This window comes from Novosphingobium anseongense (assembly GCF_037482895.1).
GTDB lineage: Bacteria > Pseudomonadota > Alphaproteobacteria > Sphingomonadales > Sphingomonadaceae > Novosphingobium > Novosphingobium anseongense.
The window spans coordinates 315,141-337,501 of sequence record NZ_JBBHJZ010000004.1; the positions used below are offsets into that span (position 1 = coordinate 315,141).

The following is a 22,361-nucleotide window of genomic DNA, read 5'->3' on the forward strand; positions in this document are numbered from 1 at the left end:
GTTCGTCAGTTTGTTAGCGTCTGGGTTTGCTGTCAAGCGCAGGCGAGCCTCTGCTGGAATTGGTCGCGCGACCCGCGATTGACCCTCAACTGGCGCAATGCTACCAATGTGACGAACAAAAATTAAAGGAGAGGGTGATGGGCGGATCGGAAGGCCGGCTGGCCGGCAAGGTGGCGATCGTCACCGGTGCGGGGCAGGGCATCGGCGAGGCAATCGCCGTCGGCTATGCGGCGGCGGGCGCGCGAGTGATCGTAACGGGCCGCACCAAGAGCAAGCTCGACGCGGTGATCGAGAAGATCGCGGCCGCCGGCGGTACCGCGATCGGTCTCGAGGCCCTAGCCGGCGAGCGGAAGCATGCCGAGGCGACGGTTGCCCGCGCCATTTCCGAATGGGGGCGGGTCGATGCTCTGGTGAACAATGCCCATACCTTCACCGACTACCTCCCCCTTGACGATCCGAAGATGGAGGAGAACTGCATGGTCGATTTCCAATCGGCCTTCTTCGGTTCGTTGCAGCTGATGCAGCTGTGCTTCCCCCACATGGTCGCGCAGGGCGGGGGCTCGATCATCAACATGGGAACGGGCTTTTCGATCCGGTGCGAGCCGGGATTTCTCGCCTACGCGGCGAGCAAGGAGGCGATCCGCGCGCTGACCAAGACCGCGGCGCGCGAATGGGGCAAGCACAAGATCCGGGTGAACACCATCCTGCCCTCGGCGCTGACCCCGAAGTCGATCTGGTATCTCGAAGAGTCGGGGACATACGATCTCGAACTCGCGAAAGTACCGATGGGGCGCTTCGGCGAACCCCACGACATCGCGCCGACCGCGATCTTCCTCGCAAGCGACGATTCCGATTTCGTCACCGGCCAAACGATCGGCGTAGAGGGCGGCACGACGATGCTGTGACGGCGGGGCCTGCGATGTCGTCGTCAGTGGCCCTCCACGGGAGGACCGATGTCCGTCGATGCCAGCTTGGCCGACGATATCTCGTGAGAGATCCAAAAAAGGTGGGAGTGAAGCCGTGAAGAAGTTCATCAATCATGTCGATCACGTCGCCTGGCTCTCCCGGCCCGAGAACCTCGATGCGAACGTCGCCGAGCTCGAGAAGATCACTGGGGCCACCCTGACGCGTTTCGTGCGCAAGGATATGGGGTTCACCATGTGCATCAGCTGGGAGGCTGGCCTGGAGGTCGTGTCTCCGATGGTGGAGCGCACCGAATTCAACGCCTGGTTGTGGAGCGAGCTCGAGGCCAAGGGCGAGGGGATCAGCTCGGTCGTGTTCGGCGTGCGCGACCTCGAAGCTCACAAGGCCCGCCTCGAAAAGCTTGGCTTGGTGGTCGGGCCGTTGATGGATGACCATCCGGATTCGCCCTGGCACGACAAGCTCGTTCTCTGGGAGCGGATGGCCGGCGAGGTGATGAACACCAATATCGTCCTGGGAGACATCGACTACGCCGATGACGTCATACCCTTCGGAGACGCCTGACAGCGGCGCTTTTTCAAGGCGGCGACGATAGGCCGCATCTCCGCGGCCGGCCGACATTCCTCGGCACGCGCCCTTGCGAGAGGCGTCGCATCATCGCGGCTTGAGCGTCACGTGCAGTTCGGCGAGGCTGCGGAACGTGTAGGTGGGTTCGAAGCTGAAGCGACGCGCGCCGATCGGGCCATGATGCTCCTCGCAGATCGAGATGTCCTCGACCCGTGCGAGCAACCGCTCGATCGCGATGCGCGCTTCCATGCGTCCGAGTGGCGCCCCGAGGCAGCCATGGGCGCCTCGTCCGAATCCCATGTGGTCGCGCACGTGCTCACGATCGATGTCGAAAGCGCCGGGATCGGCGAACCGGGCGGGATCGTTGCTCGCGGCATTGTAGCACACGGTCGCGATCGTTCCTGCCGGAACGGCGAGATCGCCGATGCGCGTGTCGATGACGGCGAGCCTGTAGGCGACCTTCACAGGGCCATCGAAGCGCAGGACCTCCTCGACGAAGTCGGGGATGCGCTCGGGCTCGCGCTGGAGACGCCGTTGCAGATCCGGATTTTCGCCGAGGATCAGGATCGCCATGGCTATCAGCCGCGACGTCGTGTCCTGGCCGGCGCCGAAAAGGAAGCGCGCGAGGTTGGACAAGGTGGCGAAGTCGGGGCTCGACCCGTCCTTGAAGCGCGCCCCGACGAGGTCGGACATGAGGTCGCCGCGGGGCTGTACGAGCCGGTCGGAGAGGTATTGGTCGAACCGCGGCTTCATGAAGATCAGCGGATCGGGCCCGACCTTGTGAACGGCATCACCCTCGATCTGGCTCGGAGGCGCACCGATGAGATCGAGCAATTCCGCCCGGTCGGCCTCTGGAATGCCCATGAGATCCGAGATGGCATAGATCGTCGTGGCATGGGCGTATTCGGGCATCACCGAGCACCGGCCTCGCGTGACGAAACCGTCTATGAGCCGGTCGCACAGACCGCGCAGATAGTCCTCGTTCTGCTTGAGCCGCTTGTAGGTGAGCAGGCTGCCGAGCAGCATGCGCAGCTCCGTATGCCGCTTGCCATCCATGCAGACGAGGTGATCACCCCAGGGCATTTCGCTGCGGTGCTCGGCGAGCTGGGCGCCGATGTCGCCCGAGGCAGGCTCGAAGGGCAGGCCCGGAAGCGGGCCCACCACCGAGCAGGCGTTCGACCAGATGCCGGTGCGGTCGTTCAGTATCTCGAGCGCTTCGGCAAAGCCCGTCACCATCACGGTGTCGCGATACGGCTCTCGGAATACAGGCCCCCGCGATCGCAAGACGTCGAAATACCCGCGCGAATCCGCGATCACAGCCGGGTCGCTGTAGAAATCTGGTAGCGTCTGGCCCATCCGCCCTCTCACCGACGATGCTCCGCATGTTGCGGACACAAGTTGTTCGTCAACTTGTTAGCAAGGTTGCGAAGCCATGGCAATCGTCACGCCTCGAATGACGCGCGCTGGCGTCATCGCACCAACGACGGGACGTCGCCGGAGAAATCGATCAGATTGCTGGATCGTCGGCGCTGCCCAAAGCAGCGCCGACCCGCTAGTTCAGGTAGCGACCACCGTTCACGCTCAGAGTGTGGCCGGTGATGTAGTCAGCGTCCTCGGAAGCGAGGAAGGCGACGGCCGCGGCGATGTTCTCGGGCCGGCCGGGCCGCTTCATCGGCGTCATGGGCGCGAAGGCCTCGACGTCGACCGGCGATTCCTGCAGCCCCTCGGTGTTCACGAAGCCAGGCGGCACGTTGTTCACCGTGATCCCGCTCGTCGCGTATTCCATCGCGAGCGACTTGGTGAAGCCGATGATCCCGGCCTTGCTGGCCGCGTAGTGGGTCTGGCGCGCCGAACCCGTCTGGGCCGACGAGGACGAGATGTTGACGATCCGGCCCCACCCGGCCGCGACCATGTCGGGAAGGACGGCCTGGCAGCACAGGAACGGCCCCTTGAGATTGATCGCCATCAGGTCGTCCCAGATCTGTTCGGTGAGGTCTTCGAACTTGCAGAAGGGCGAGAGTGCGGCATTGTTGACCAGGATGGCGATGGGGCCGAGCACGTCGCGCGTCGCCGCGACGGCCTTGGCGATATCGACGGCGCTCGCCGAGTTGCCGCCGCAAGCCATGGCCTTGCCGCCACGATCGCGGATGAGCGCGGTCGTCTCCTCCGCACCCTCCCGGTTGAGATCCCAGACCGACACGGCGGCGCCGTCCTTGGCAAGCTTCAGCGCGATCGCGTGTCCCAGTCCACGTGCACCGCCGGTGACGACCGCGACCTTACCCTTCAACGACATGACGATTTCCTTCCTTGACGACTTACCAGCGACCGCCCGTGCCGGCTGCGAGCGGGCGCTCGTAGGACGGATCGGTCCGGTCGCGATTGCCGCGCAGATAGCCCGAGCCAGGCAGGGCCGCGCCATTGGGCAGGGTCGCCTTGCCTTCGAGCGCGATCTCGACAGTCGCGCGCCGCAGCGCGATCCGCCATTCGCCGTCGCGCTTCTCGAGGCGATCGATGTAGCGGCCTGCGAGAATCCGGCCGGTCTCGCCGCCCTGATCGAGGAAGATGCCGAGGCTGTAGCTCTCGGCATGAGCGACGTCGCCGTCGATCTCGCACATGTGCATCGTCACGTTGTGGAGGTTCGCATCGAACAAACGGCCGTGCGCGGTGTTGGCGTGTTCGCCATATTCGCGGCCGGAGATTTCCTTCTGGCCGAGCTCGTGGATCCCGTCGGCATGATAGCTGCTCGTCACGAGATCGACGTCGAAGCGGTCGTTCCCGCGTGAATTGCGCTTGATGCAGTCGAAGATCGCTTGGCGATCTTCGACTTCCTGCATCTTCGCCTCGAGCGCGGCGAGACGGTCCTCGGTGGTCATGTTGCCTCTCCTTCCAATCAGCCTGCGAAACGGTTTTCGAGGCGGCCTTTCGCGCCGAGCCCGTCGATGACGTAGAGCGCGCCGGCGCCTTCCTCGGTCGGCTCGCCCTGGGTGCCGTGGGCAATCGTCGTGACGAAGAGCCGGTCGAGATCGGGGCCGCCGAAGGCGACGCTCGAGACGAGCTTGACCGGCATGTCGATCACGCGCGCGAGCGTGCCGTCGGGGCGATAGGCGGCGACCTTGCCGGCCTGGTAGACCGCGACCCAGTAGAGACCGTCGACATCGACCGTGGCGCCGTCCGGCAATCCGCCGATCTCGCGGGTGTTCACGAAGACGCGGCGATTGGACACGCCGCCCGTCTCGATGTCGTAATCGTAGGCGAAGGTCGTATCGACCCAGCTGTCGGAGAAATAGAACGTACGTTCGTCGGGCGACCAGCAAGGGCTGTTCGAGAAATGGATATTGGAATCGAGCCGGGTGACCGTGCGGTCGGGATCGAGCCGAAAGAGACCGCCATCGGGCGCGGGCGCGGTGAAATTCGCGGTGCTGCCACCCATCAGGAAGCGACCACGGCTGTCGACCTTGCCGTCGTTGTAGACATAGGGCGGGGGATCGGGAAGCGGATCGACCATTTCGAGCGCGCCGGTCTCGAGGTCGAGGAAATGAATGCCGCTGCGCAGGGTGACGACCGCGCCGCCGCCTTCGCGCAGCACGAGCGTGGTCACGACGGTAGGCATGTCGAGCGTGCGCGTCGCGCCGGTCGCAGGCTCGTAGGAGTGAACCTTGCACCCGGAATTATCGATATAGTAGAGCCGCTGTGTCGCGGCATCCCACATCGGGTTTTCGCCGCCCTGGCATATCGGGGCCTCGAGCCTCGTTATCTTCATCGTCCTCTCCTGATCGTTAGGGCCCGATTTTTTGGGCCTGGCCGTAACGGGCCTTGTCGTTGCGAATGCGATCTTCAGCGCAGCCGTGTCTCACCGACGGGATCGAAGTGGACCGTCGTCTTCGCGCTCGCGACATAGGGCAGCACGTGGCTGCGGAACTCGGCGTGCGAAGGCTCGGGACGCGAGGCTAGATGTGCCTCGATCGATTCCCAGTAGGCGAGGAACATCACGTTGTTCTCGTCCTCGACGCCACGCAGCGCGGTGAAGGAGATGATGCCGGTAAAGGTCTCGGTGAGCGGCAGGGCCTTCTCGGCGAGCACGCCGAGGAATTCCTCCATCATGCCGTCCTTGATGACGATTTCGGCGCGTTCCAGAACCATGTCGTTACTCCCTGTCGCTGCAAATCGGCTCGCGGCGATGCGCGTCACTTGACCTTGTGAGGATAGTAGGTAGCCGGCACCGCGCCGGTCGTCTCGCGGACCGAGGGCGGGTACTTGCCGTTGGCCTCGGTGATGCCGAAGCCCTTGCCTTCTTCGGCGCCGATCACGGTCGCGCCGTTGAAGCGCATCATCTCGGGATCGTTGTAGATCGCCCAGGCGACGTGGCCGGTATAGTCGGGCGATTCCAGCGTGCCTTCGAGGTGCGCGAAGCGTTCGGGCATGGCTTCCATCATGCCGGTAAGCCGCTCGGTCGTCAGCGCGCCCATCCAGATCGAGACCGCGGCGACGTTGGCGCCAGCGTCAGCAAAATCTACGCCCATGTCGAAGGCCATCTTGTCGAGCCCGGCCTTGTGCGCGCCGTAAGCAGGACCAAAGCAGTAGTGCATGGCGCCCGGCGACGAGGTGAAGACGATGAGGCCCTTGTCCTGCTTCACCATATGACGGGCGGCGAACCAGCTCGCGGTGAAGCCGCTCTTGATGCCGACATCGATCATGTTGCCGATCTGGCGCGGCTTTTCCCAGAACTGACCCGGCGCGCTGAGCGCGTCCGAGACCGCGGCGGCATTGTTGACGAGGATGTCGATCCGGCCCTGCTCGGCGATGACCCGCTCGATCAGGGCTTCGACATCGGCGTCGTTGGCATGGTCGCAACGCGCGGCGATACCCGTGCCCCCTGCGGCGGTGACTTCAGCCGCGGTGGAATGGATCGTGCCGGGCATCTCGGCCGATCCTTCCTTCTCCGACCGGCCCGTGACGTAGACGATGCAGCCGTGGCTGCCGAGCGCGCGCGCTATGCCTCGTCCCGCGCCGCGGCTTGCGCCCGTCACGATCGCCACGCGTTGCTCGCTCATTCTGGTCTCTCCCGTCGCTGGACGCCGTCTTCGCGCCGCGCTTCCTTTGCGTGCCTCCCCGGGGGAGAGGCGATCATGTGTCGATGCTGCTTCGTCTCGTTTGCGAAACGCTCAGTAGCCCGCGTCTTCCGATATGCCGGCGCCGATCGCCTCGGTGCCCTTCAAGGTCGTGCGGTGCATCACACGGCCGGCTTCGTCGTCGTAGGGGTAGGAGCGGTGCAGGAGGCCCGGATTGTTGAAGATCACGAGGTCGCCATCGCGCCACTGGTGACGATAGGTGAAGCGCTCCTGGGTTGCCCATTCGAGGAGCTCGTCGAGGAGCGCGCGGCTCTCGGCCTCCTCCATCCCGGTGACGTCGTTGGCGGTCGAGCCGATCAGCATGGCCGAGCGACCATCGTCCTGGTGCCAGACGAGCGGATGCTCGAGGCGCGGGAAGATCGCGTCCCAGCGGGCGAAATCCTCAGGCGTCGGCGCTTCGTAGAGCCGGCGCAGCGACGAGGACAGGCAGTGGCCGACCTTGAGGTCCTGGAGGGCCTGCTTGCGATCGTCGGGAAGCGCCTCGTAGGCGGCGTGAAGGCTCGCGAAACCCGTGTCGCCGCCCTCGCGCGGCGCGCTCTCGCACTTCAAGAGCGTGGCCTTGACCGGGACCGTGTAGGACATGCCGTCCATGTGCCAGAAGTCGTTGCCGAGAATGAACTCGCGCTGCGTCTTGTCGTCCTTGTCGAGCGCGATGCGGAAGATGCCCTTCTGGCTGACCGCGGTGCCATCGTCGGTGTTCTTGTTGTCGTGCATCACGCCCATGGCGGCGGTCAGAGCGAGGAAGATGTCGTCGCTCATGTGGACCTCGGGAAAGACGAGGACGTTGTACCGGTTGAGCGCCTCGAGGATCCGACCGGGAGCACCATCCTGGATGACGTCCTCGGCCTTCGCGCGAACGTAAGCGCCGATCGCCGGCGTGATGGGCTCGAACTCAACCGTCATGATCCAGGTATCCTCAGAATCGCTTTCATCTTACTCAACATCTGTTTAGTAGTGATGGCGATTGCCGTCAACCGCCCGGTGCTCCATGCACGCGGCGAGCAGGTGGAAACCGAGGAAGCGGGATTGGACACGGTCAAGAAGAAGCGAATTCGGCGGGACCCCGATACGGCCCGCAAGCTCATCCTCGACGCGGCCGAGAAGGTCATGCTCGAGGAAGGCTATGCCGCGGTCAGCTCGCGCCGCGTCGCTCAGGACATCGGGGTCAACGGGGCGACGGTCCACTACTACTATCCCACGACCGACGATCTGTTCATAGCGCTCCATGCGCGCATGACCGATCAGCAGCTCATCGAGCTGGGGGCTGTGCTGGCGCAACCCGATCCGCTCCAGGCCCTATGGGATTTCCAGTCAAACTGGGGGCAGTCGGCTCTTGGCGTCGAGTTCATAGCCCTATCGAACCATCGCAAGGCGCTCCAGAGCAAGTTCGCGATCGCGACCGACCAGGCCCGTGAACAGCAGGCGGACGCGCTGCAGCGCGCCGTGGCGGGCGCTGGAGTCGATACGTCAGTCGTCTCGCCCTTGGCTCTGACGACGATCCTCGTGGCGATCGCCCGCACGCTCGCCAACGAGGAGCGCGTGGGGATCACTCGCGGTCATGACGAGGTTCGCGCCGTGGTCAGCCGGGCGCTCTCGGGGCTGGTGAAACAGCCGGCACAAGACTGAGTTGTCGATTCTCCCAGCGACCCGGGGGATTGGGCATCACCGCGCGGCAAGACCCTTGCCGCCCTCGAGCCGCAGGCGCAGCGCGTTCTGGAAATAGGCGGTCGCGGTAAACTGGCCGACGATCACCAGGAGCTCGAAGAGCTGGCGCTCATCGAGCCGCAGGGCGAGCGTCGACCATGTCGCGTCGCTCACCATGGCATTGGTGTGAAGCTCCTCGACGAGGGCGAGGATCGCTCGATCATGTGCGTTCCAACCTTCAGCCGACGAGCCCTCGACGATACGGTCGATGTCCGCCTCGTCGAAGCCCATGCGCCTCGCCTGATCGACGTGCTCGCCGAATTCGTAGGGCGCCTGGCAGAGCCAGCCGGTACGCAGGATGGCCAGCTTGCGGTCTCGCGGTTCGACTGTGCAAGCCGGTCCCTGGATCTGCGTGGTCACGTCCATGATGGACTGCCAGAGCGAGGGAAACCGGCAGAGGGTGAACATGATCTCCGGGATCGCGGAGACCGGGAGGTCGGGCATGGGGGCCTCGGGCCCGACGATCGATCGAAGCAGCGCGGTCGTCGTCGCGCGGACCTCTTCGCCGACCGTCTCGCGTGGAAGCGGCGCAAGACGCGGAGGCTGTCCCAGGACTTCGGCATGGCGCGCATCGATGCGCGATCTCATTTCGGAATTGAGCGCCATGACATGTCCTTTCCCGCCGCGGATCTGGAGCCGTCGCCTCGTGCTGGCGGCCTCCGCGTTTGATCGTCTATTTGTTAGCGGGGCGCCGTGCTGTCAATCGAGCGATGAGACGGCTGTGCCAGGTGGATTGGGGCATTTCTCGCGAGAATGAAGGTTATCAATATGATTTAAAATAAAAAAAGTGAGTATTTCGGCCGATCGGAAGTCATCCTGGGTGATCTTGTGGTGCGCCTTTCGCGTTCGGATTGACCCGTTGTGCGGCCGATGCTACCAAAATGACGAACACGACGCCATCTGGCTCGATGTGGGGAGGGTGAGATGCCAAGCGCGCTGGCGGTTGCGCCGATCTGTCTGTGCAGCACCTGTTCGTTGACGCGTCGCGATGTGATTGCGGGCAATGCCGGGAGCGCAGCTCCGGCCGCGAACGATGCGAGCCAGCCAAGCGCGCGCGCAGCGGCTCGGGGCAGATATCCAGGGGCTCGGGCTGACGGCACGGGACTGCCGCCCGTCCACCATGTCGGCCTCGTCGTGAAGGATTGCGAGCGTGCCCTCGCCAAGCTCAGCTATGCCATGGGCTTCGGAGCGGCCTATCGCTTCGAGGGCAATTTCGCCGACGCGGTCCTCGCCAATGGCGACAAAGGCCTCCACCTGCGTGGTGCCTTCGTCTGGATGAACAACACCGCGCTCGAGATCGTCGAGCCCGTCGACGATCGCTCGCCGCATCATGAGTTCCTCGCGGACCATGGTGAAGGTCTTCACCATCTGGCCTTCTGGGTGGACAGCGTCGCCGGCGAAATCGCCGCGATGCGCGCGGGCGGCGCCGACGCCCGCATCCTGGTCGACGGAACGGGGCCCGGGAACGAGGTGCCCTGGTGTTACGTCGAAGGCGACATGATGGGCGCCGCGATCATCGAGCTCATCGAGCGTAATGAGGGCTCGGAGCAATTCTACGCCGAGGTGTTCAAAGCCATCGGCGGCACAATTCCCGTCTGACGCCAGGCCGACGGACACTTCGAAAAGGACAGGACATGAAGCTTGCAGGCAAGGTCGCGATCGTAACCGGCGGGGCCGGCGGCATGGGCGAGGCCTCGGCGATCCTCTTCGCCAAGGAGGGCGCCAAGGTCGCTGTCGTCGACCTGAAGGAAGAGGCCGCGGCGCCGACCGCGGCTGCGATCCGGGGCGCCGGCGGCGATGCTATCGCCATTGGCGCCGACGTGACCTCGAGCGCCGACGTTGCGCGCATCGTCGCGCGCACGGTCGCCGAGCTCGGCGTGCCGACGGTCCTTCTGAACAACGCGGGCACCGACACCGAAGGCAAGTTGCCGCTTCACGAGGTTGCCGAAGAGGCCTTCGACCGCGTCATCGCGGTCAATCTCAAGGGGCCGTGGCTGCTCATGAAGCATGTCGTGCCACACATGATCGAGGCGGGCGGCGGGACGATCGTCAACACGGCTTCGATCGGCGCCTTCATCGCCGCTCTGACCGCGGGATACTGTGCCTCGAAAGCAGGGCTCGTCGCGCTTTCGCGCGTGGGGGCGGTACAGCTCGCCAAGTACAACATCCGGGTCAATTCGCTCTGCCCAGGCGCTACCATGTCGCCGCTGACCATGCGTGAACTCGAAGAGATGGAGAAGCATGGCCTGGTCGACCCGGACATGATCTACCGCATGTCGGCGTTGGGTCGGATGGCGGAGCCTATCGAGCAGGCCAAGGCGGCGCTTTTCCTGGCATGCGACGACTCCTCGTTCGTCACGGGAGCGCCGCTCATCGTCGACGGCGGCTGGACTTCGTTGGCGGGTGTCGCAACGACCGCATGAGGCATCGTCGGCAGGATCGGGGACCGGCATATCAGCAGACGCCGACATCGGCGTCGATCGGTGCCGAGCCCAGGATCGCATGACTCTCGACCTGCGGGACGCCGACCGCGCAGTGCCGGTCATGGGGTGACGATGCCCAGTTCTCAGGGCGAGGCGGGAAATCCCGGAGCGAGCTGTTCTGCGCCCAGCGAGCCGCTCGTATCGCCGATGGCGCGCCAGAACGCGCTGGAGCCCCCGTCGACGGGAACGTCGATGCCGCTGATGAAACTCGCCGCGTCGGAGGCGAGGAAGTCGACGACGCCGACCACCTCGAGCACTCTGCCCTGGCGGCCAAGCGGGACCTCGATGCGGGCCTTTTCCTCGCGCGTGCCGAGGCGGGGTTCCGCGCCCCCCGCATAGATCGGGATCTCACTCCCCCCGGTCCGGCCCATCGTCGAATCTATCAGGCCCGGAGATACCGAGACGGCCCTCATGCGTCTCGGTCCCCAGGCTATGGCCAGGCGTTCGACCAGCCTGTTCACGCCCATTTTCGCGATGAAGTAGGCTTCGAGGAAGTTGAGATCGCGGCCTGCGAGTTCACGCAGGCGAGCGCAGAGATTGGTGCGAAGCGGATTGTCGATGAGCTCGTGAAGCATCGGGTCTCGCGGGCAGCGCTGGGCGCCCGTCGAAGAGATGAAGATCGCGACGGCGCCCGCGACCAGCGCGGGCTCGACGGCGCGCGCGACGAGGCCTGCCGCCACGAGATCGACCTCGATGACCCGTCGCCAGTCGGCGCCGCTGTTGCCGATCGCCGCGACATGGGCGAGAACCTTCACGCCGGGGCTGCGCAGCAGCGCCCAGGCCAGTCCCTCGACATCGACTTGCTTCGAGATGTCGCAGACATGGCCCGTGACATCATAGCCGTCATGCTTGAGCGCGGCGACGCAGCCCGCTAGCCGCTCTCGATCGATATCCACGAGCAGCAGGGGATGAACTCGGCCCAGGGCCCTCGCGATGCCCATGCCCATGTCGCCGCAGCCGACGACAAGGGCCAGCGGGGCATTGTTCTCGAACCGACCGTTCATGATCAGAGCTCCTGCCGTCGGACGACCGTCGGGTCCACGAATTGAGTGGCGCGCACGGACGCAACGTCCGCGCGCGCCGGCGGCATCAGAAGCGTGCGCTCAGTTCCACCCCATAGGTGACGGGCTGGTTCCAGTTCGCGTCGAGGCCGAAGCTGTTGTACTGGACCGCAGTCAGGAACCGCTTGTTCGTCAGGTTCTCGCCCCAGAGCGCAAGCGTGTAGGTCTCGCTCGGATCGGTCCACTGCACACGGGCCGAGACGACCTCATATCCCTTCTGCGGGAACTGGACGCCCGAGGGGCCGAAGTTGAAGCTCGAAGTGTAGTAGAGATTGCCCGAAACCTGCAGCTTTCCGCCCGCCAGGTCCGTGCGATAGCGCGCGCCGATATTGCCGGTGAACTCGGGCGTGCGCTGCATGGTCGTGTTGCGCAACGTCGTGCCGGAAACGACGGGGAAGGTCGCTTCGAACGGGAAGACCGGGCCCACAGCGCTGCCCGAGCATCCGCGGTTTCCGGGGCAGCGCGCATAGATCGGCGCGTTCACGAACTCCTTGTAGCGAGCGTGGGTCCAGGACGCGCCGAGGTTGATCTCGAATGCATCGCTGAACTCGTACCGCAAGGCTCCCTCGAGGCCATAGATCTCCGAGGTGGCGGCATTGGTGATCGAGGCCAGGCCGCTGCCCGAATAGACCGAAATCTGGAGGTTCTTATAGTCGTAGTAGAAACCGGCCGCCTCAAGCGACAGGCCTTGGCTACCGTACTTGAAACCGACCTCGTAGGCGTCGATCTTTTCGGGCTTCACGTCATTGCAGGTGAAGCCAGCGCCGGTGGGGTTGGACGGCGAGGGCAGGTTGACGGGGTTCTGGCACGAGCCGCCCGCGTCGATGACCGCGGCCTTGTAGCCGCGCGTGAACGAGGCGTAGATGCTCGACTGGTCGCTGGGCTTGTAGCGCAGCACGAAGCGCGGGGTGACGCGGTCGCTCTTGATCGACGGCACGGAAATCGCGGTCAGCGGCGCGCCGCCGCTCGACAAGGGCCCCACCACGTATTTCGCGTCGACGACTTCGTCGTGCGCATAACGCGCGCCGGCCGTGACGAAGAGCTGCGGCGAGATCTCGTAGGTCGCGTCGATGAAGGCTGCTGCGCTGCGCGTCGTCGTGCTCGATCCGCCGAGGCGATTGCCCAGCGTGCGGGCGATCGCGAAGAGATCGAGATAGGTCTCGTAGGTGTCCCGGTTGCTGAAGTAGAAGAGACCGGCCGTCCACTGCAGCTTGCCGCCCGGCTTGGAGTTCAGCAGGAATTCCTGGCTGAAGGTCTCGTTCTCGATCGGAATTCCGATCTGGAAGACTTTCGCCGCGGTGCCGTCGAGATCCTCGGAGATGTCGCTGTTTTCGCGGCGGTACTGGCTGTAAGAGGTGAAATCGGCAAAGCCCGCGTCGATGTTGAGCGTCGCCTGGACGACGTTGCTGATCGACTTGAAGAAGGTGCGCTGGTCGAGGGCGACCTCGTTGGGCTTCGTCGTGAAGCTACCGGCCGGCGCGAAGCTCGGCGCGCCGATCCCCAGGACGGGATCGACATAGCTGTTGAACACCACCGAGGTCGGATCGTTGATGTCGCTGTGCTGGTAGCGCACGAGCAGTGACGCGCCGTCGGTAAGATCGGCCTTCAGGCCCGCGCGCACCGACCACGAGCGGTATTTGCCGACCTTGTCGTTGCCCGTGACGATATTGGTCTGGAACCCGTCACCGCGGCGGTACATGCCTTCGAGATCGACCGCGAAACCGGGTGCGAGCCCCGTCGTCGCATAGCCCTGCGTCTGGAGCTGATTGAAGCGGCCATAGGACGCCTTGAACTGCGCGCTGGTGTCCTCGCTGGGCTCGGCCGACTGAATAAGAATGGCGCCGCCGGTGGTGTTGCGGCCGAACAGCGTGCCCTGCGGCCCCTTGAGGACCTGTACGCTCTGGACGTTCATGAGCTGGCCGTTGGCGGCGAGCGGGTTCGGCGAATAGAAGCCGTCGACGTAGATGCCGACGTTGGCGCCGCCGCCCGGCGTGACGACCGAGGTGCCGACGCCGCGGATCGTCGGCTGGAAGAAGGCAGCCGCACTGTCGAAGCGCAGCGAAGGCGTGATCTTTGTGATGTCGGCGAGGTCGCGGACGTTGGCGGTCGCGAGCTGTTCGCTGCCGAGCGTGGTGACGGTGATGGGCACGTCGACCGAGCGCTCTGCGCGGCGCTGCGCAGTCACGATGATTTCGCTGGTGACGTCGGCCGCATCCGAGCCGGTTGCATCCGCCACCGATTGCGCCTGCGCTTGCCCCGCGGCGAGCGCCATGACCGTCGCCAAAGTGATTACGGTCGTCGAGCTGAAAAGCTTCATCAAACATCCTCCCTGTAGGCACCGGTCTTTGGCACGCCGCCCTTATGGGAAGGTCTTTCGCGACCCCCGGGACGATCCTGCACGGCGCCAGCATTACTAAACGACCGTTTAGTAATGTGCAGAGAAGGGGTCAAGCCTTACTGAACATTTGTTGGATAAGCGGTTCCTGCAGCGATCGTCAGGCGGCGACACTCTGTTTCATCGCCTTCGCCACGCGCTGCGGGCCCGGGAAATATTCCCATTCGAAAGCGTGGGGGTAGGGCGTATCCCAGCCCGTCACGCGCTCGATCGGGGACTCGAGGTGGTAGAAGCAGTGCTCCTGGACCAGGGCGGACAATTCCGCGCCGAAACCGCAGGTGCGCGTGGCTTCGTGCACGATGAGGCATCGGCCCGTGCGCTTTACCGAGGCGACGATCGTCGCGAGATCGAGCGGGACAAGGCTTCGCAGGTCGATGACCTCGGCATCGACCTGCGCGAGCTCGGCGGCCGCGAGAGCAACGTGAACCATCGTGCCATAGGCGATAACCGTGAGCGCCTGACCCTCGCGCACGGTACGCGCTTTGCCGAGTTCGACGCGAAAGTGACCGTCCGGGACTTCCGCATCGGCGTGACCCGCCCAACTCGTCACCGGGCGGTCGTGGTGGCCGTCGAACGGGCCGTTGTAGAGGCGCTTGGGCTCGAAGAAGAGCACCGGGTCATCGTCCTCGATCGCAGCGATGAGCAGGCCCTTGGCGTCGCGCGGGTTCGACGGGATCACCGTTTTGAGACCGGCGACGTGGGTGAAGATCCCTTCCGGGCTCTGGCTGTGTGTCTGGCCGCCGAAGATGCCGCCGCCGTAGGGGCTGCGCACGGTGATGGGACACCACCATTCGCCCGCGGTGCGGTAACGCATGCGCGCGGCTTCCGAGATCAGCTGGTCGGTGGCCGGATAGATGTAGTCTGCAAACTGGATCTCGACGACGGGGCGCTTGCCATAGGCGCCCATGCCGACAGCTGCGGCGACGATCCCGCCCTCGGAAATCGGGGCGTCGAACACGCGGTGCCGGCCGTGCCGGCGCTGAAGGCCGTCGGTCGCACGGAAGACCCCGCCGAAGAAGCCGACGTCCTGGCCGAAGATCATGACGTCCTTGTCGTGCGCGAGGGTCACGTCCAGGGCGCTGTTGATCGCCTCGATCATGCTCATCTGCGGCATGTCAGAGTCCCGAAGCGTAGAGCTGGCGGACGAGATGGTCGGGCATGTCCTTGTAGACGTCCTGGAAGAAGGTGCTGGCAGGGATGCGGGGGCCGTCCTTGAGCGTGCCGAGCCGTTCGGCCTCGCGCCCGGCCTGACGCACTTCCTCGTCGAGCGCGACCTCGAGCTCGGCATGACGTTCGAGCGACCATTCGCCCTGGGCGATCAGGTGATCGCGAAGCCGGGCGATGGGATCCCCCAGCGGCCAGATCTCGGCCTCGGTCTCCGGGCGGTAGCGCGTGGGATCGTCCGAGGTCGAATGGCCTTCGGCGCGATAGGTGAAGAGCTCGACGACCGTCGCGCCGAGGCCCGCGCGAGCCCGTTCGGCCGCCCAGGACGTCACGGCGTAGACCGCGAGGAAGTCGTTGCCGTCGACCCTGAGCGAGGGAAGACCGAAGCCGATCCCCCGGGAAGCGAAGGTCGACTGCTCGCCGCCCGCGATGCCCGAGAAGGAGGAGATCGCCCACTGGTTATTGACGATGTTGAGGATGACCGGCGCGCGGTAGACGCTGGCGAAGGTCAGGGCGTAATGGAAGTCTCCCTCGGCCGTGGCGCCGTCGCCGATCCAGGCGGCGGCGATCCGGCTGTCGCCATCGGAAGCGGCCGCCATCGCCCAACCCACGGCCTGGCTGTACTGCGTGCCCAGATTACCCGAGATCGAAAAGAACCCGGCTTCGCGGCTCGAGTAGAAAACGGGCATCTGGCGCCCCTTCAGGCGGTCGCCGCTGTTGGAATAGACCTGGTTCATCATGTCGACGAGGGGCCAGTCGCGGGCGACGAGCAGACCTTGCTGCCGGTAAGTCGGAAAGCACATGTCGCCGCGCTGCAGCGCGCTCGCCGCGGCGACGGCGACAGCCTCTTCGCCGGTCGATTTCATGTAGAAGCTCGTCTTGCCCTGGCGCTGCACGCGCACCATGCGCTTGTCGTAGGCGCGCGTCAGCATCATCGCGCGCAGGCCGCGGCGCAGCACGTCGTGGGTCAGGCCCGGATCCCAGGGGCCGACGGCGACGCCATCCTCACGGAGAACGCGGATGAGCGTAAAGGCCATGTCGCGGATCGTGGACGCCTCAACGTCGATCGGGGGGCGGGCGACGCTTCCCGCCTCGGGCAGCTCAAGCCCCGCGAAATCCGGTCGGTCGCCCGGCCGCGCTTCGGGTTCGGGCACGTAGAGGTAAGGCGCATTGCGCAGCAGCGCCGGTGCGCCATCTCGCTTATTTTCGTGCATACATTGCGATCCCAGACAGGCCGTCGTTGCAAGAATACCCGGACGCCTGACGAAAGAATTTTCTTTCTCGCGCCATTTTTTGGATACATTCTAGGCATTCTTGCGGAGATTCGTTCGTCGGAGAAAGAAGCATGCCCGAACCGCTCGATGCCTATGAGCTTCGCATTCTGGCCATCCTTCAGGTCGATTCGTCGCGATCGAACGCAGACATCGCCAGGGAGATCGGCCTTTCAGAGGCGCCGTGCTGGCGGCGGATCCAGCGCCTCAAGCGCGATGGTTTCATCCGCGCGCAGGTCAGCCTGCTCGATCGCAAGATGGTGGGCCTCAATGCGCAGGTCTTCGCTCTCGTGAAGCTCAATCAGGTCGGGCGGTCCAATCTCTCCGAATTTTCGGAGACGATCCGCCAATTCCCGGAAGTGATGGACTGCCATGTTCTGATGGGCTCGGTCGATTTCATGCTGCGCATCGTGGCGAAGGACATCGAGGCTTACGAACGGTTCTTCTTCGAGAAGCTGTCGCAGCTTCCGGGAATCCAGGACATCAACTCGATGGTCGCGCTCTCGGAGATCAAGTCGACGACCGAGCTGCCATTGGTGCCGTAATCGGCCGCACCGGTGCCTCGGTGACAGGGATGCCACGCAATTCGAAGGCCTGTGAGGACCGGGCCAACTGGCCGAGAGCGTCCACCCTTGCGGGGCGGAAAAACGGGGGGGGGTCGGCGGGCGACGCGAGCAATGATGGTCTGCGCATGGCGGGCCCTGGAGAGGAGAAGACGTGATGAGCGATGCCGCGTTCGAGGTGGTGCAGGATCTGACCCCGGCGCTGGGCAGCGAGCTACGCGTGGACCGCGAGGCCTTGCTCTCGGGACGCGTTGCTGCGGACATTCGCCGGCTCCTCGACGAGCGACTGGTTCTGAGCTTTCGCGCGATTGGCCTGTCGCCCGAGGAACAGGTGCGGTTCGCAAGCACGCTGGGGCCGATCGGCAACCAGGATCGAGGCGGCATTTTGCAGGTGTCGCAAAATCCCGACGTCAATCCCGACGCCGAGGTTGCTGACTATCAGCGTGCCTCGCTGACCTGGCATTTCGATGGGTTCTATGGCGGGATTCCTGACTACGCCACGATGCTGAACGCCCGCGTCCTGCCCGAGACTGGCGGAGAAACCCATGTTGCGAATGCGGTCATGGCGTTCGCCGATCTTCCCGCGGACGAGCAGGAATATCTGGAAACGCTTTGGGTCGTCCATGACGTCGAATCTGCCATGCGGTCGGTCTATCCCTGGCCGACGCATGCGCAGCTACAGACTTGGCAGAAGTCGGGCCAGCGCCTCTTTCCGCTCGTCTGGCGAACGAAGTCGGGACGCAAATCGCTTTTGCTCGGACACAGCGCCTCGCATGTCCGGGGCATGAGCCTGCCAGCCGGGAGAACCTTGCTTTGCCGGCTCTGCGAATGGGTGACGCAGCCGCGTTACGTTTACACCCACAGCTGGCAAATGGGCGATCTCCTTCTCTGGGACAACGCGGGGAGCTTGCACAAGGCCTCGCCCTATCCTGAAACTAGCCGCCGCTTGATGGACCGCACGGCCCTGCTGGGGGACAACGGCTGGGAGGGAAGGTCGTCCTATTTCTTTACGGCAGAGGATGACGCTTCGGTATAGCCGGTACCGCGCGGAGGACGGCATCCTATTCGTCGGCTTTGAAGCCATCGTCCTTCTATCGACGTCTTAAGCGCGAATTTTCCGACCTCCTTGTCTGTCTGGCTACAGCTTGCCCATCGGATGTATGAGAATACCGCAACAGACGGGCACGAGGCGTGATCCGTCGGGCGAGCTCAGCAGGACTGCACAGTCGCGCGAGTACCTGGCGGGGTGAAGCGGGCGCGCTTTGCCCGTGTTCAAAGTAGCAATGCGGCCACGATGGGCATTGCCAGCATCGCCAGAAGGGTCTGCGCCGCCGTAATCGTTGCCATAAGTGGTGCATCGCCGCCAAGCTGCCGGGCCATCACGTAGGACGACGACGAAGTGGGAAGAGACTGAAATAGCATCGCGGTCATCAAGGCCACGCCGCAAAGGCCAAATATTCGGCCAAGCACCAAAGTCGCGACCGGCATCGCCACGAATTTTGCCATCGAACACCAAACGATAGGCTTCAACCAGGAGCGAAACTGGCCGAATTGCAGGGCGCTGCCCACGCAAAGGAGACCCAGGGGCAGTGATGCGAGGCCCAGCAAGCGCAAGGCAGAGCTCAACCCATCGGTGACGGACCACCCAGTGACTTGCCATAACACGCCGGCAAGCGACGCAATGATGAGGGGATTTGACGCAATCTGCCGGACGGTTGCTCCTGGGCCGAGGCGCGTGATGCCGAAGCGGGAGAAGATGAGAACACACAGGATGTTCACGGTCGGGACAACGGCGGCATTGCAGACCGCGGCCAAGGCAACTCCGCTGGCGCCGAAGAGCTCCGACATGAGCGATACCCCGATGAAGTTGTTGAAGCGTACGCTGCCCTGGAAAACCGATGTGAATGCGGGGCCGTCGACGTGCATGACTGGCCGCAACGCCGTGACGATCGCGGCCACCAGTGCCGTGGCCGCGATCAGTGTCAGAACGAGTTCGTAGATCGGGATATGACCGACCTGCGCTGTCGCCAGATCATGGAAGAACAGGCACGGCAAAAGCACATAGTACCCCAGCCGCTCGGCTTGCGGCCAAAAGTCATCTGCAAGCAGCGACGTCCGCCGCAGCAGCGCGCCCAGCATCATCAGGAGGACGATCGGAACGAGCGCGACCAAAACACGGTCAGTCATGCCGATCGGACTCAGGTCGCAGGTTGGGCGTTCGAATACCCGGACACGAAATCGCGCGTTTCGCCGGTTGTTTCGTCGAAAACCCTGCGCTTCAATCGCCCGATATCGCCTCCGTACACATGGATGCTGATGGAGATACGATCCTCAAACATGTTGGACACCCGGTGGATGTCGCCTGTGCGGAGGGATATCTGTTCGACGTCGCCGGGCTGCAGGACCTTTTCGCCCGTGCGGCACAAGGCTTGGCCTTCGCCGCCCAACGAAAACTCCTCGCTGCGCTCTGCGCCCCTTAGCATACCGATCAATGCCCAGATCCCGTGGTCGTGTATCGGGGTGCGTTGGCCTGGGCCCCAGACGAAGCTCACCACGCAGTAGCGGTCTTCCGGATCGCAGTGCAGGAGATATTGCTGGTAGTACTGCGGATGAGGCCGCGAGAGCTCCTCGGGCAGCCAATCGTCGGTCGAAACGAGATCTCGCAGCAGGGCGCTGCCCTGGTTCAAGATGCCGTGTTCATCAATCCAAGGTTGCTCGACGAGCTGCGAGAACTGCTCGGTGAATTTCTCGAATTTCGGCGTTGCTGCCATCGGTTTCTCACTATCGTGCTAAGGTCGATGGCCGCTGGTTGACGGGTACGGCTTTGCAATTCAAATTCATAATATTTCGAGGTATCATCACGAATCTGAATGATATGGGATGGTCAGGAACACCATGGGCCTCAAAACCCTGCGCACGCTCATAGCCATCGCCGATCATGGCGGCTTCAGCGCAGCTGCCGAAGCTCTGTTCGTGACGCAGTCGGCCGTGAGCATGCAGATGAAGGCGTTGGAGGAGGAGTGGCGCATGCCGCTCTTCGATCGTGGACGCCGGCCTCCAGTTCTCAATCAGGCCGGTTGGAAACTCGTGCAGCACGGTCGAAAGCTGATCGATCAATACGACGCGCTTAAAAGGTCGGATGCGCTTCTGCGGCCGGATGTGGCGGGGCTGCTGCGTGTCGGCGTCGTGCCGAGCGTAGCGACTGGCATATTGCCGGGCATGCTTGCCTGGCTTGGCGGTGCCTATCCTGATTGTCGCGTCCATGTGCGTAGCGGGCTCTCTCAGGATCTGATCCGGGAACTGGGCGCGGGCACGATCGAGGCGGCGGTCGTGACCGAGCCGGACCGCGTAGCGAGCGGTCTGGTGGCAAGGTCGATCAGGACTGATGAGCTGAAGATGTACGTGCACCGCGAGCTGGCGGAAGGCGACGTCGCGCGCACGCTGGCTGCCGTGCCATTCGCACGGTTCACAAAGGAGATCGGTATCGGCCGAACGATCGATCGCGCGCTCAAGGATCGCGAGATCGAAGTAAATCCCTACGTCGAACTGGACTCAGTCGATGCCATGCTGCGGATCGTCAGGATGCGTCTTGCCGCCACCATCATACCCGAAGCGTCCGTTCCCGAAGATTGCGGTGACACGGTCCTGGCCATGTCGTTGAGCCCGCCCGTGTTCCGCAAATTATCGCTCGTCCTGAAGCAGGAATATGCCGAAGCTCCGATGATCGAGGCGCTTCTCGAGGCGCTGGCCGCGACAGCCCGCGCCTGACTGCAAAGTGGCGACGAGGGCATGGACCGCTTTGGGATCCATAGGGACTAGCGCAAAGATTTCTGGCTCCGTGTTCAGCGCCGACTCTACGCCCGTTCATAAGTCCTCGAGGTCTTCTGAAAGCCGTCCATATCTCCCAACCGTCGCCTCGGCGGAGGCACGGGCCAATCGAGCTCTCCATCCTGAAGCGGAAGGCGCTTGGAAGCGCGGCCGGCTGGGTCCCGCCTTCGCATATGCGACCCGGAAGAGTTTGGACGGGATCGGTTCTTCTTGCACCACAACGGGATAGCTGCCGGCCCCCCGACAAAGTGGCCTTCACAGCAGCGTGAGCTGCTCAACGAAGGGAAGCTTACCGCTTCGCCAGCGGTCTCGGGTGCGATTGACGAACATGCGCTTGGATGAAAGAGGTGGGGCGAACTGCAGGCCGATCACGTCTCGGATCCCACTGTTCAGCCAAACGCCCCATTCATGCCGTTCCAGGAGGACCGGCATGCGATCGTTGGTCGGCATCACCGCTGCGTTCGCATTCATGGTCATGCCGGCATAGACCGGCCCGATCTCCTCGGTTTCGGCCCAGAAGCCGGCCCATGCGACGATCGGCTGCTCCTTCACCGAGAACCAGGTCCGCGCCTTCTCGCCGGAATCGCCCGTGGGGTTCGCAAAATGGGTGAGGGGGATCAGACAGCGATTGCGCCGGTCCTGGACCACGTCTTCCCAGAGCGGATTCGTCAGGTCGGCGACGAGCCCGATGATGTCGCTGTGCTCGCCGCGTTCGCGCATCTCGCGCGTCATGCGCGGAAATCCCCAACGCATCGCTTCGAGCCGGCGGTCTCCGCTGCGTTGGGTCACCACGAGACCCTGCAGTCCTTCGACGACGTCGCTAGGATGATAGTCGGCGATGTCGCACTCGGCATCGAAGTGATCCGCCACGTCCTGGGCTGCGGCGAGGAGCGCGTAGAGCCGGGTCATGGCTAGTGCGCGGTCTTTGCGATCGGCGACGCGAAGTCCCCGAGCAGCTGCTCGATCGGATGCTGGCCGGTCTTCTCGTAGACGCCGCGGAAGAGCTTTGCATGGTAGTGAAGCTGCTTGCCGAACTGCTCGCACTGCTTGCGCAGGTCGCGGGGCGTGGCGCCTTCGGGCGACTGCTCGAGTACGAGGGCGAGCGCCATCAGAACGCCGTCGATCGCTGCATCGGGATCGCGGCCGGCGACCACGCCCGGCATGGAGCCGCTGACGATGATCTTCGTGACGAGCTCGGCGACCTTGAGCGAGATCTCGTTCTCTGGGGTGGTCTCCTCGCCGCCGCCAGCGACCAATTCCTGATAGTCCATGGGG

At 64.1% G+C, this 22,361-nt stretch carries 24 protein-coding genes; 8 read left to right on the forward strand and 16 right to left on the reverse strand.

The window, feature by feature from the left end:
- Positions 1-137 precede the first annotated feature (137 nt).
- Together WG901_RS19455 and WG901_RS19460 are read left to right on the forward strand one after the other, a co-directional pair.
- Positions 138-905, forward strand: coding sequence for an SDR family NAD(P)-dependent oxidoreductase (locus WG901_RS19455; RefSeq protein WP_339588775.1), 768 nt, complete (start codon positions 138-140; stop codon positions 903-905).
- 115 nt (positions 906-1,020) lie between these two features.
- On the forward strand, positions 1,021-1,485 hold the full coding sequence (locus WG901_RS19460) for a VOC family protein (RefSeq protein ID WP_339588776.1): 465 nt from the start codon (positions 1,021-1,023) through the stop codon (positions 1,483-1,485).
- 90 nt (positions 1,486-1,575) lie between these two features.
- Here WG901_RS19460 and WG901_RS19465 read toward each other — a convergent pair whose 3' ends face one another.
- The 7 genes from WG901_RS19465 to WG901_RS19495 form a co-directional block, all read right to left on the reverse strand.
- A complete protein-coding gene (locus tag WG901_RS19465) occupies positions 1,576-2,724 on the reverse strand; it encodes a cytochrome P450 (RefSeq protein WP_339588777.1) in 1,149 nt (382 codons plus the stop codon).
- Between the two features lie 316 nt (positions 2,725-3,040).
- On the reverse strand, positions 3,041-3,781 hold the full coding sequence (locus WG901_RS19470; RefSeq protein ID WP_339588778.1) for an SDR family NAD(P)-dependent oxidoreductase: 741 nt from the start codon (positions 3,779-3,781) through the stop codon (positions 3,041-3,043).
- A gap of 22 nt (positions 3,782-3,803) precedes the next feature.
- Positions 3,804-4,361 (reverse strand): nuclear transport factor 2 family protein, encoded by a 558-nt coding sequence (locus WG901_RS19475; RefSeq protein ID WP_339588779.1) that lies wholly within the window; start codon positions 4,359-4,361, stop codon positions 3,804-3,806.
- Positions 4,362-4,378: 17 nt separating this feature from the next.
- Positions 4,379-5,248 carry an SMP-30/gluconolactonase/LRE family protein gene (locus tag WG901_RS19480; RefSeq protein ID WP_339588780.1) on the reverse strand — a complete coding sequence of 290 codons (870 nt, stop codon included), beginning with the start codon at positions 5,246-5,248 and terminating at the stop codon, positions 4,379-4,381.
- A 74-nt stretch (positions 5,249-5,322) separates the two neighbouring features.
- On the reverse strand, positions 5,323-5,628 hold the full coding sequence (locus WG901_RS19485; protein ID WP_339588781.1) for an antibiotic biosynthesis monooxygenase family protein: 306 nt from the start codon (positions 5,626-5,628) through the stop codon (positions 5,323-5,325).
- A 44-nt stretch (positions 5,629-5,672) separates the two neighbouring features.
- A complete protein-coding gene (locus WG901_RS19490) occupies positions 5,673-6,539 on the reverse strand; it encodes an SDR family NAD(P)-dependent oxidoreductase (protein ID WP_339588782.1) in 867 nt (288 codons plus the stop codon).
- A 111-nt stretch (positions 6,540-6,650) separates the two neighbouring features.
- Positions 6,651-7,520: a TauD/TfdA dioxygenase family protein gene (locus tag WG901_RS19495; RefSeq protein WP_339588783.1), complete on the reverse strand. Its 870-nt coding sequence runs from the start codon at positions 7,518-7,520 to the stop codon at positions 6,651-6,653.
- A gap of 54 nt (positions 7,521-7,574) precedes the next feature.
- Here WG901_RS19495 and WG901_RS19500 point away from each other — a divergent pair, with 54 nt between their 5' ends.
- On the forward strand, positions 7,575-8,243 hold the full coding sequence (locus tag WG901_RS19500; protein WP_339588784.1) for a TetR/AcrR family transcriptional regulator: 669 nt from the start codon (positions 7,575-7,577) through the stop codon (positions 8,241-8,243).
- Between the two features lie 36 nt (positions 8,244-8,279).
- On the opposite strand, the gene WG901_RS19505 is transcribed toward WG901_RS19500, so the two are convergent.
- Complete coding sequence (locus WG901_RS19505) at positions 8,280-8,927, reverse strand: carboxymuconolactone decarboxylase family protein (RefSeq protein ID WP_339588785.1); 648 nt, start codon at positions 8,925-8,927, stop codon at positions 8,280-8,282.
- Between the two features lie 369 nt (positions 8,928-9,296).
- Here WG901_RS19505 and WG901_RS19510 point away from each other — a divergent pair, with 369 nt between their 5' ends.
- Positions 9,297-9,920, forward strand: coding sequence for a VOC family protein (locus WG901_RS19510; protein WP_339588786.1), 624 nt, complete (start codon positions 9,297-9,299; stop codon positions 9,918-9,920).
- A 35-nt stretch (positions 9,921-9,955) separates the two neighbouring features.
- Positions 9,956-10,744, forward strand: a complete 789-nt coding sequence (locus WG901_RS19515; protein ID WP_339588787.1) for an SDR family NAD(P)-dependent oxidoreductase — start codon at positions 9,956-9,958, stop codon at positions 10,742-10,744.
- Between the two features lie 143 nt (positions 10,745-10,887).
- Here the strand turns inward: WG901_RS19515 and WG901_RS19520 are convergent, their stop codons facing one another.
- From WG901_RS19520 to WG901_RS19535, 4 genes are all read right to left on the reverse strand, one after another.
- Entirely contained in the window at positions 10,888-11,808 is a 921-nt protein-coding gene (locus WG901_RS19520; RefSeq protein WP_339588788.1) for an SDR family NAD(P)-dependent oxidoreductase, read from the reverse strand.
- An 85-nt stretch (positions 11,809-11,893) separates the two neighbouring features.
- Positions 11,894-14,182, reverse strand: a complete 2,289-nt coding sequence (locus tag WG901_RS19525; protein WP_339588789.1) for a TonB-dependent receptor — start codon at positions 14,180-14,182, stop codon at positions 11,894-11,896.
- A gap of 178 nt (positions 14,183-14,360) precedes the next feature.
- Positions 14,361-15,365, reverse strand: coding sequence for an alpha-ketoacid dehydrogenase subunit beta (locus WG901_RS19530; RefSeq protein WP_339588851.1), 1,005 nt, complete (start codon positions 15,363-15,365; stop codon positions 14,361-14,363).
- Between the two features lie 10 nt (positions 15,366-15,375).
- Entirely contained in the window at positions 15,376-16,638 is a 1,263-nt protein-coding gene (locus WG901_RS19535; RefSeq protein WP_339588790.1) for a thiamine pyrophosphate-dependent enzyme, read from the reverse strand.
- Positions 16,639-16,769: 131 nt separating this feature from the next.
- Between WG901_RS19535 and WG901_RS19540 the strand changes: the two genes are divergently transcribed.
- Both WG901_RS19540 and WG901_RS19545 read left to right on the forward strand, forming a co-directional pair.
- On the forward strand, positions 16,770-17,240 hold the full coding sequence (locus WG901_RS19540) for an Lrp/AsnC family transcriptional regulator (protein WP_339588791.1): 471 nt from the start codon (positions 16,770-16,772) through the stop codon (positions 17,238-17,240).
- Between the two features lie 175 nt (positions 17,241-17,415).
- A complete protein-coding gene (locus tag WG901_RS19545) occupies positions 17,416-18,294 on the forward strand; it encodes a TauD/TfdA dioxygenase family protein (protein ID WP_339588792.1) in 879 nt (292 codons plus the stop codon).
- Positions 18,295-18,530: 236 nt separating this feature from the next.
- On the opposite strand, the gene WG901_RS19550 is transcribed toward WG901_RS19545, so the two are convergent.
- Both WG901_RS19550 and WG901_RS19555 read right to left on the reverse strand, forming a co-directional pair.
- A complete protein-coding gene (locus WG901_RS19550) occupies positions 18,531-19,445 on the reverse strand; it encodes an AEC family transporter (protein ID WP_339588793.1) in 915 nt (304 codons plus the stop codon).
- Positions 19,446-19,456: 11 nt separating this feature from the next.
- A complete protein-coding gene (locus tag WG901_RS19555; protein WP_339588794.1) occupies positions 19,457-20,029 on the reverse strand; it encodes a cysteine dioxygenase family protein in 573 nt (190 codons plus the stop codon).
- Between the two features lie 124 nt (positions 20,030-20,153).
- Between WG901_RS19555 and WG901_RS19560 the strand changes: the two genes are divergently transcribed.
- Complete coding sequence (locus WG901_RS19560; protein ID WP_339588795.1) at positions 20,154-21,026, forward strand: LysR family transcriptional regulator; 873 nt, start codon at positions 20,154-20,156, stop codon at positions 21,024-21,026.
- A gap of 315 nt (positions 21,027-21,341) precedes the next feature.
- Here the strand turns inward: WG901_RS19560 and WG901_RS19565 are convergent, their stop codons facing one another.
- Together WG901_RS19565 and WG901_RS19570 are read right to left on the reverse strand one after the other, a co-directional pair.
- Positions 21,342-21,995, reverse strand: coding sequence for an SOS response-associated peptidase family protein (locus WG901_RS19565; protein WP_339588796.1), 654 nt, complete (start codon positions 21,993-21,995; stop codon positions 21,342-21,344).
- 2 nt (positions 21,996-21,997) lie between these two features.
- Positions 21,998-22,357, reverse strand: coding sequence for a hypothetical protein (locus tag WG901_RS19570; protein ID WP_339588797.1), 360 nt, complete (start codon positions 22,355-22,357; stop codon positions 21,998-22,000).
- Between the last annotated feature and the right edge of the window lie 4 nt (positions 22,358-22,361).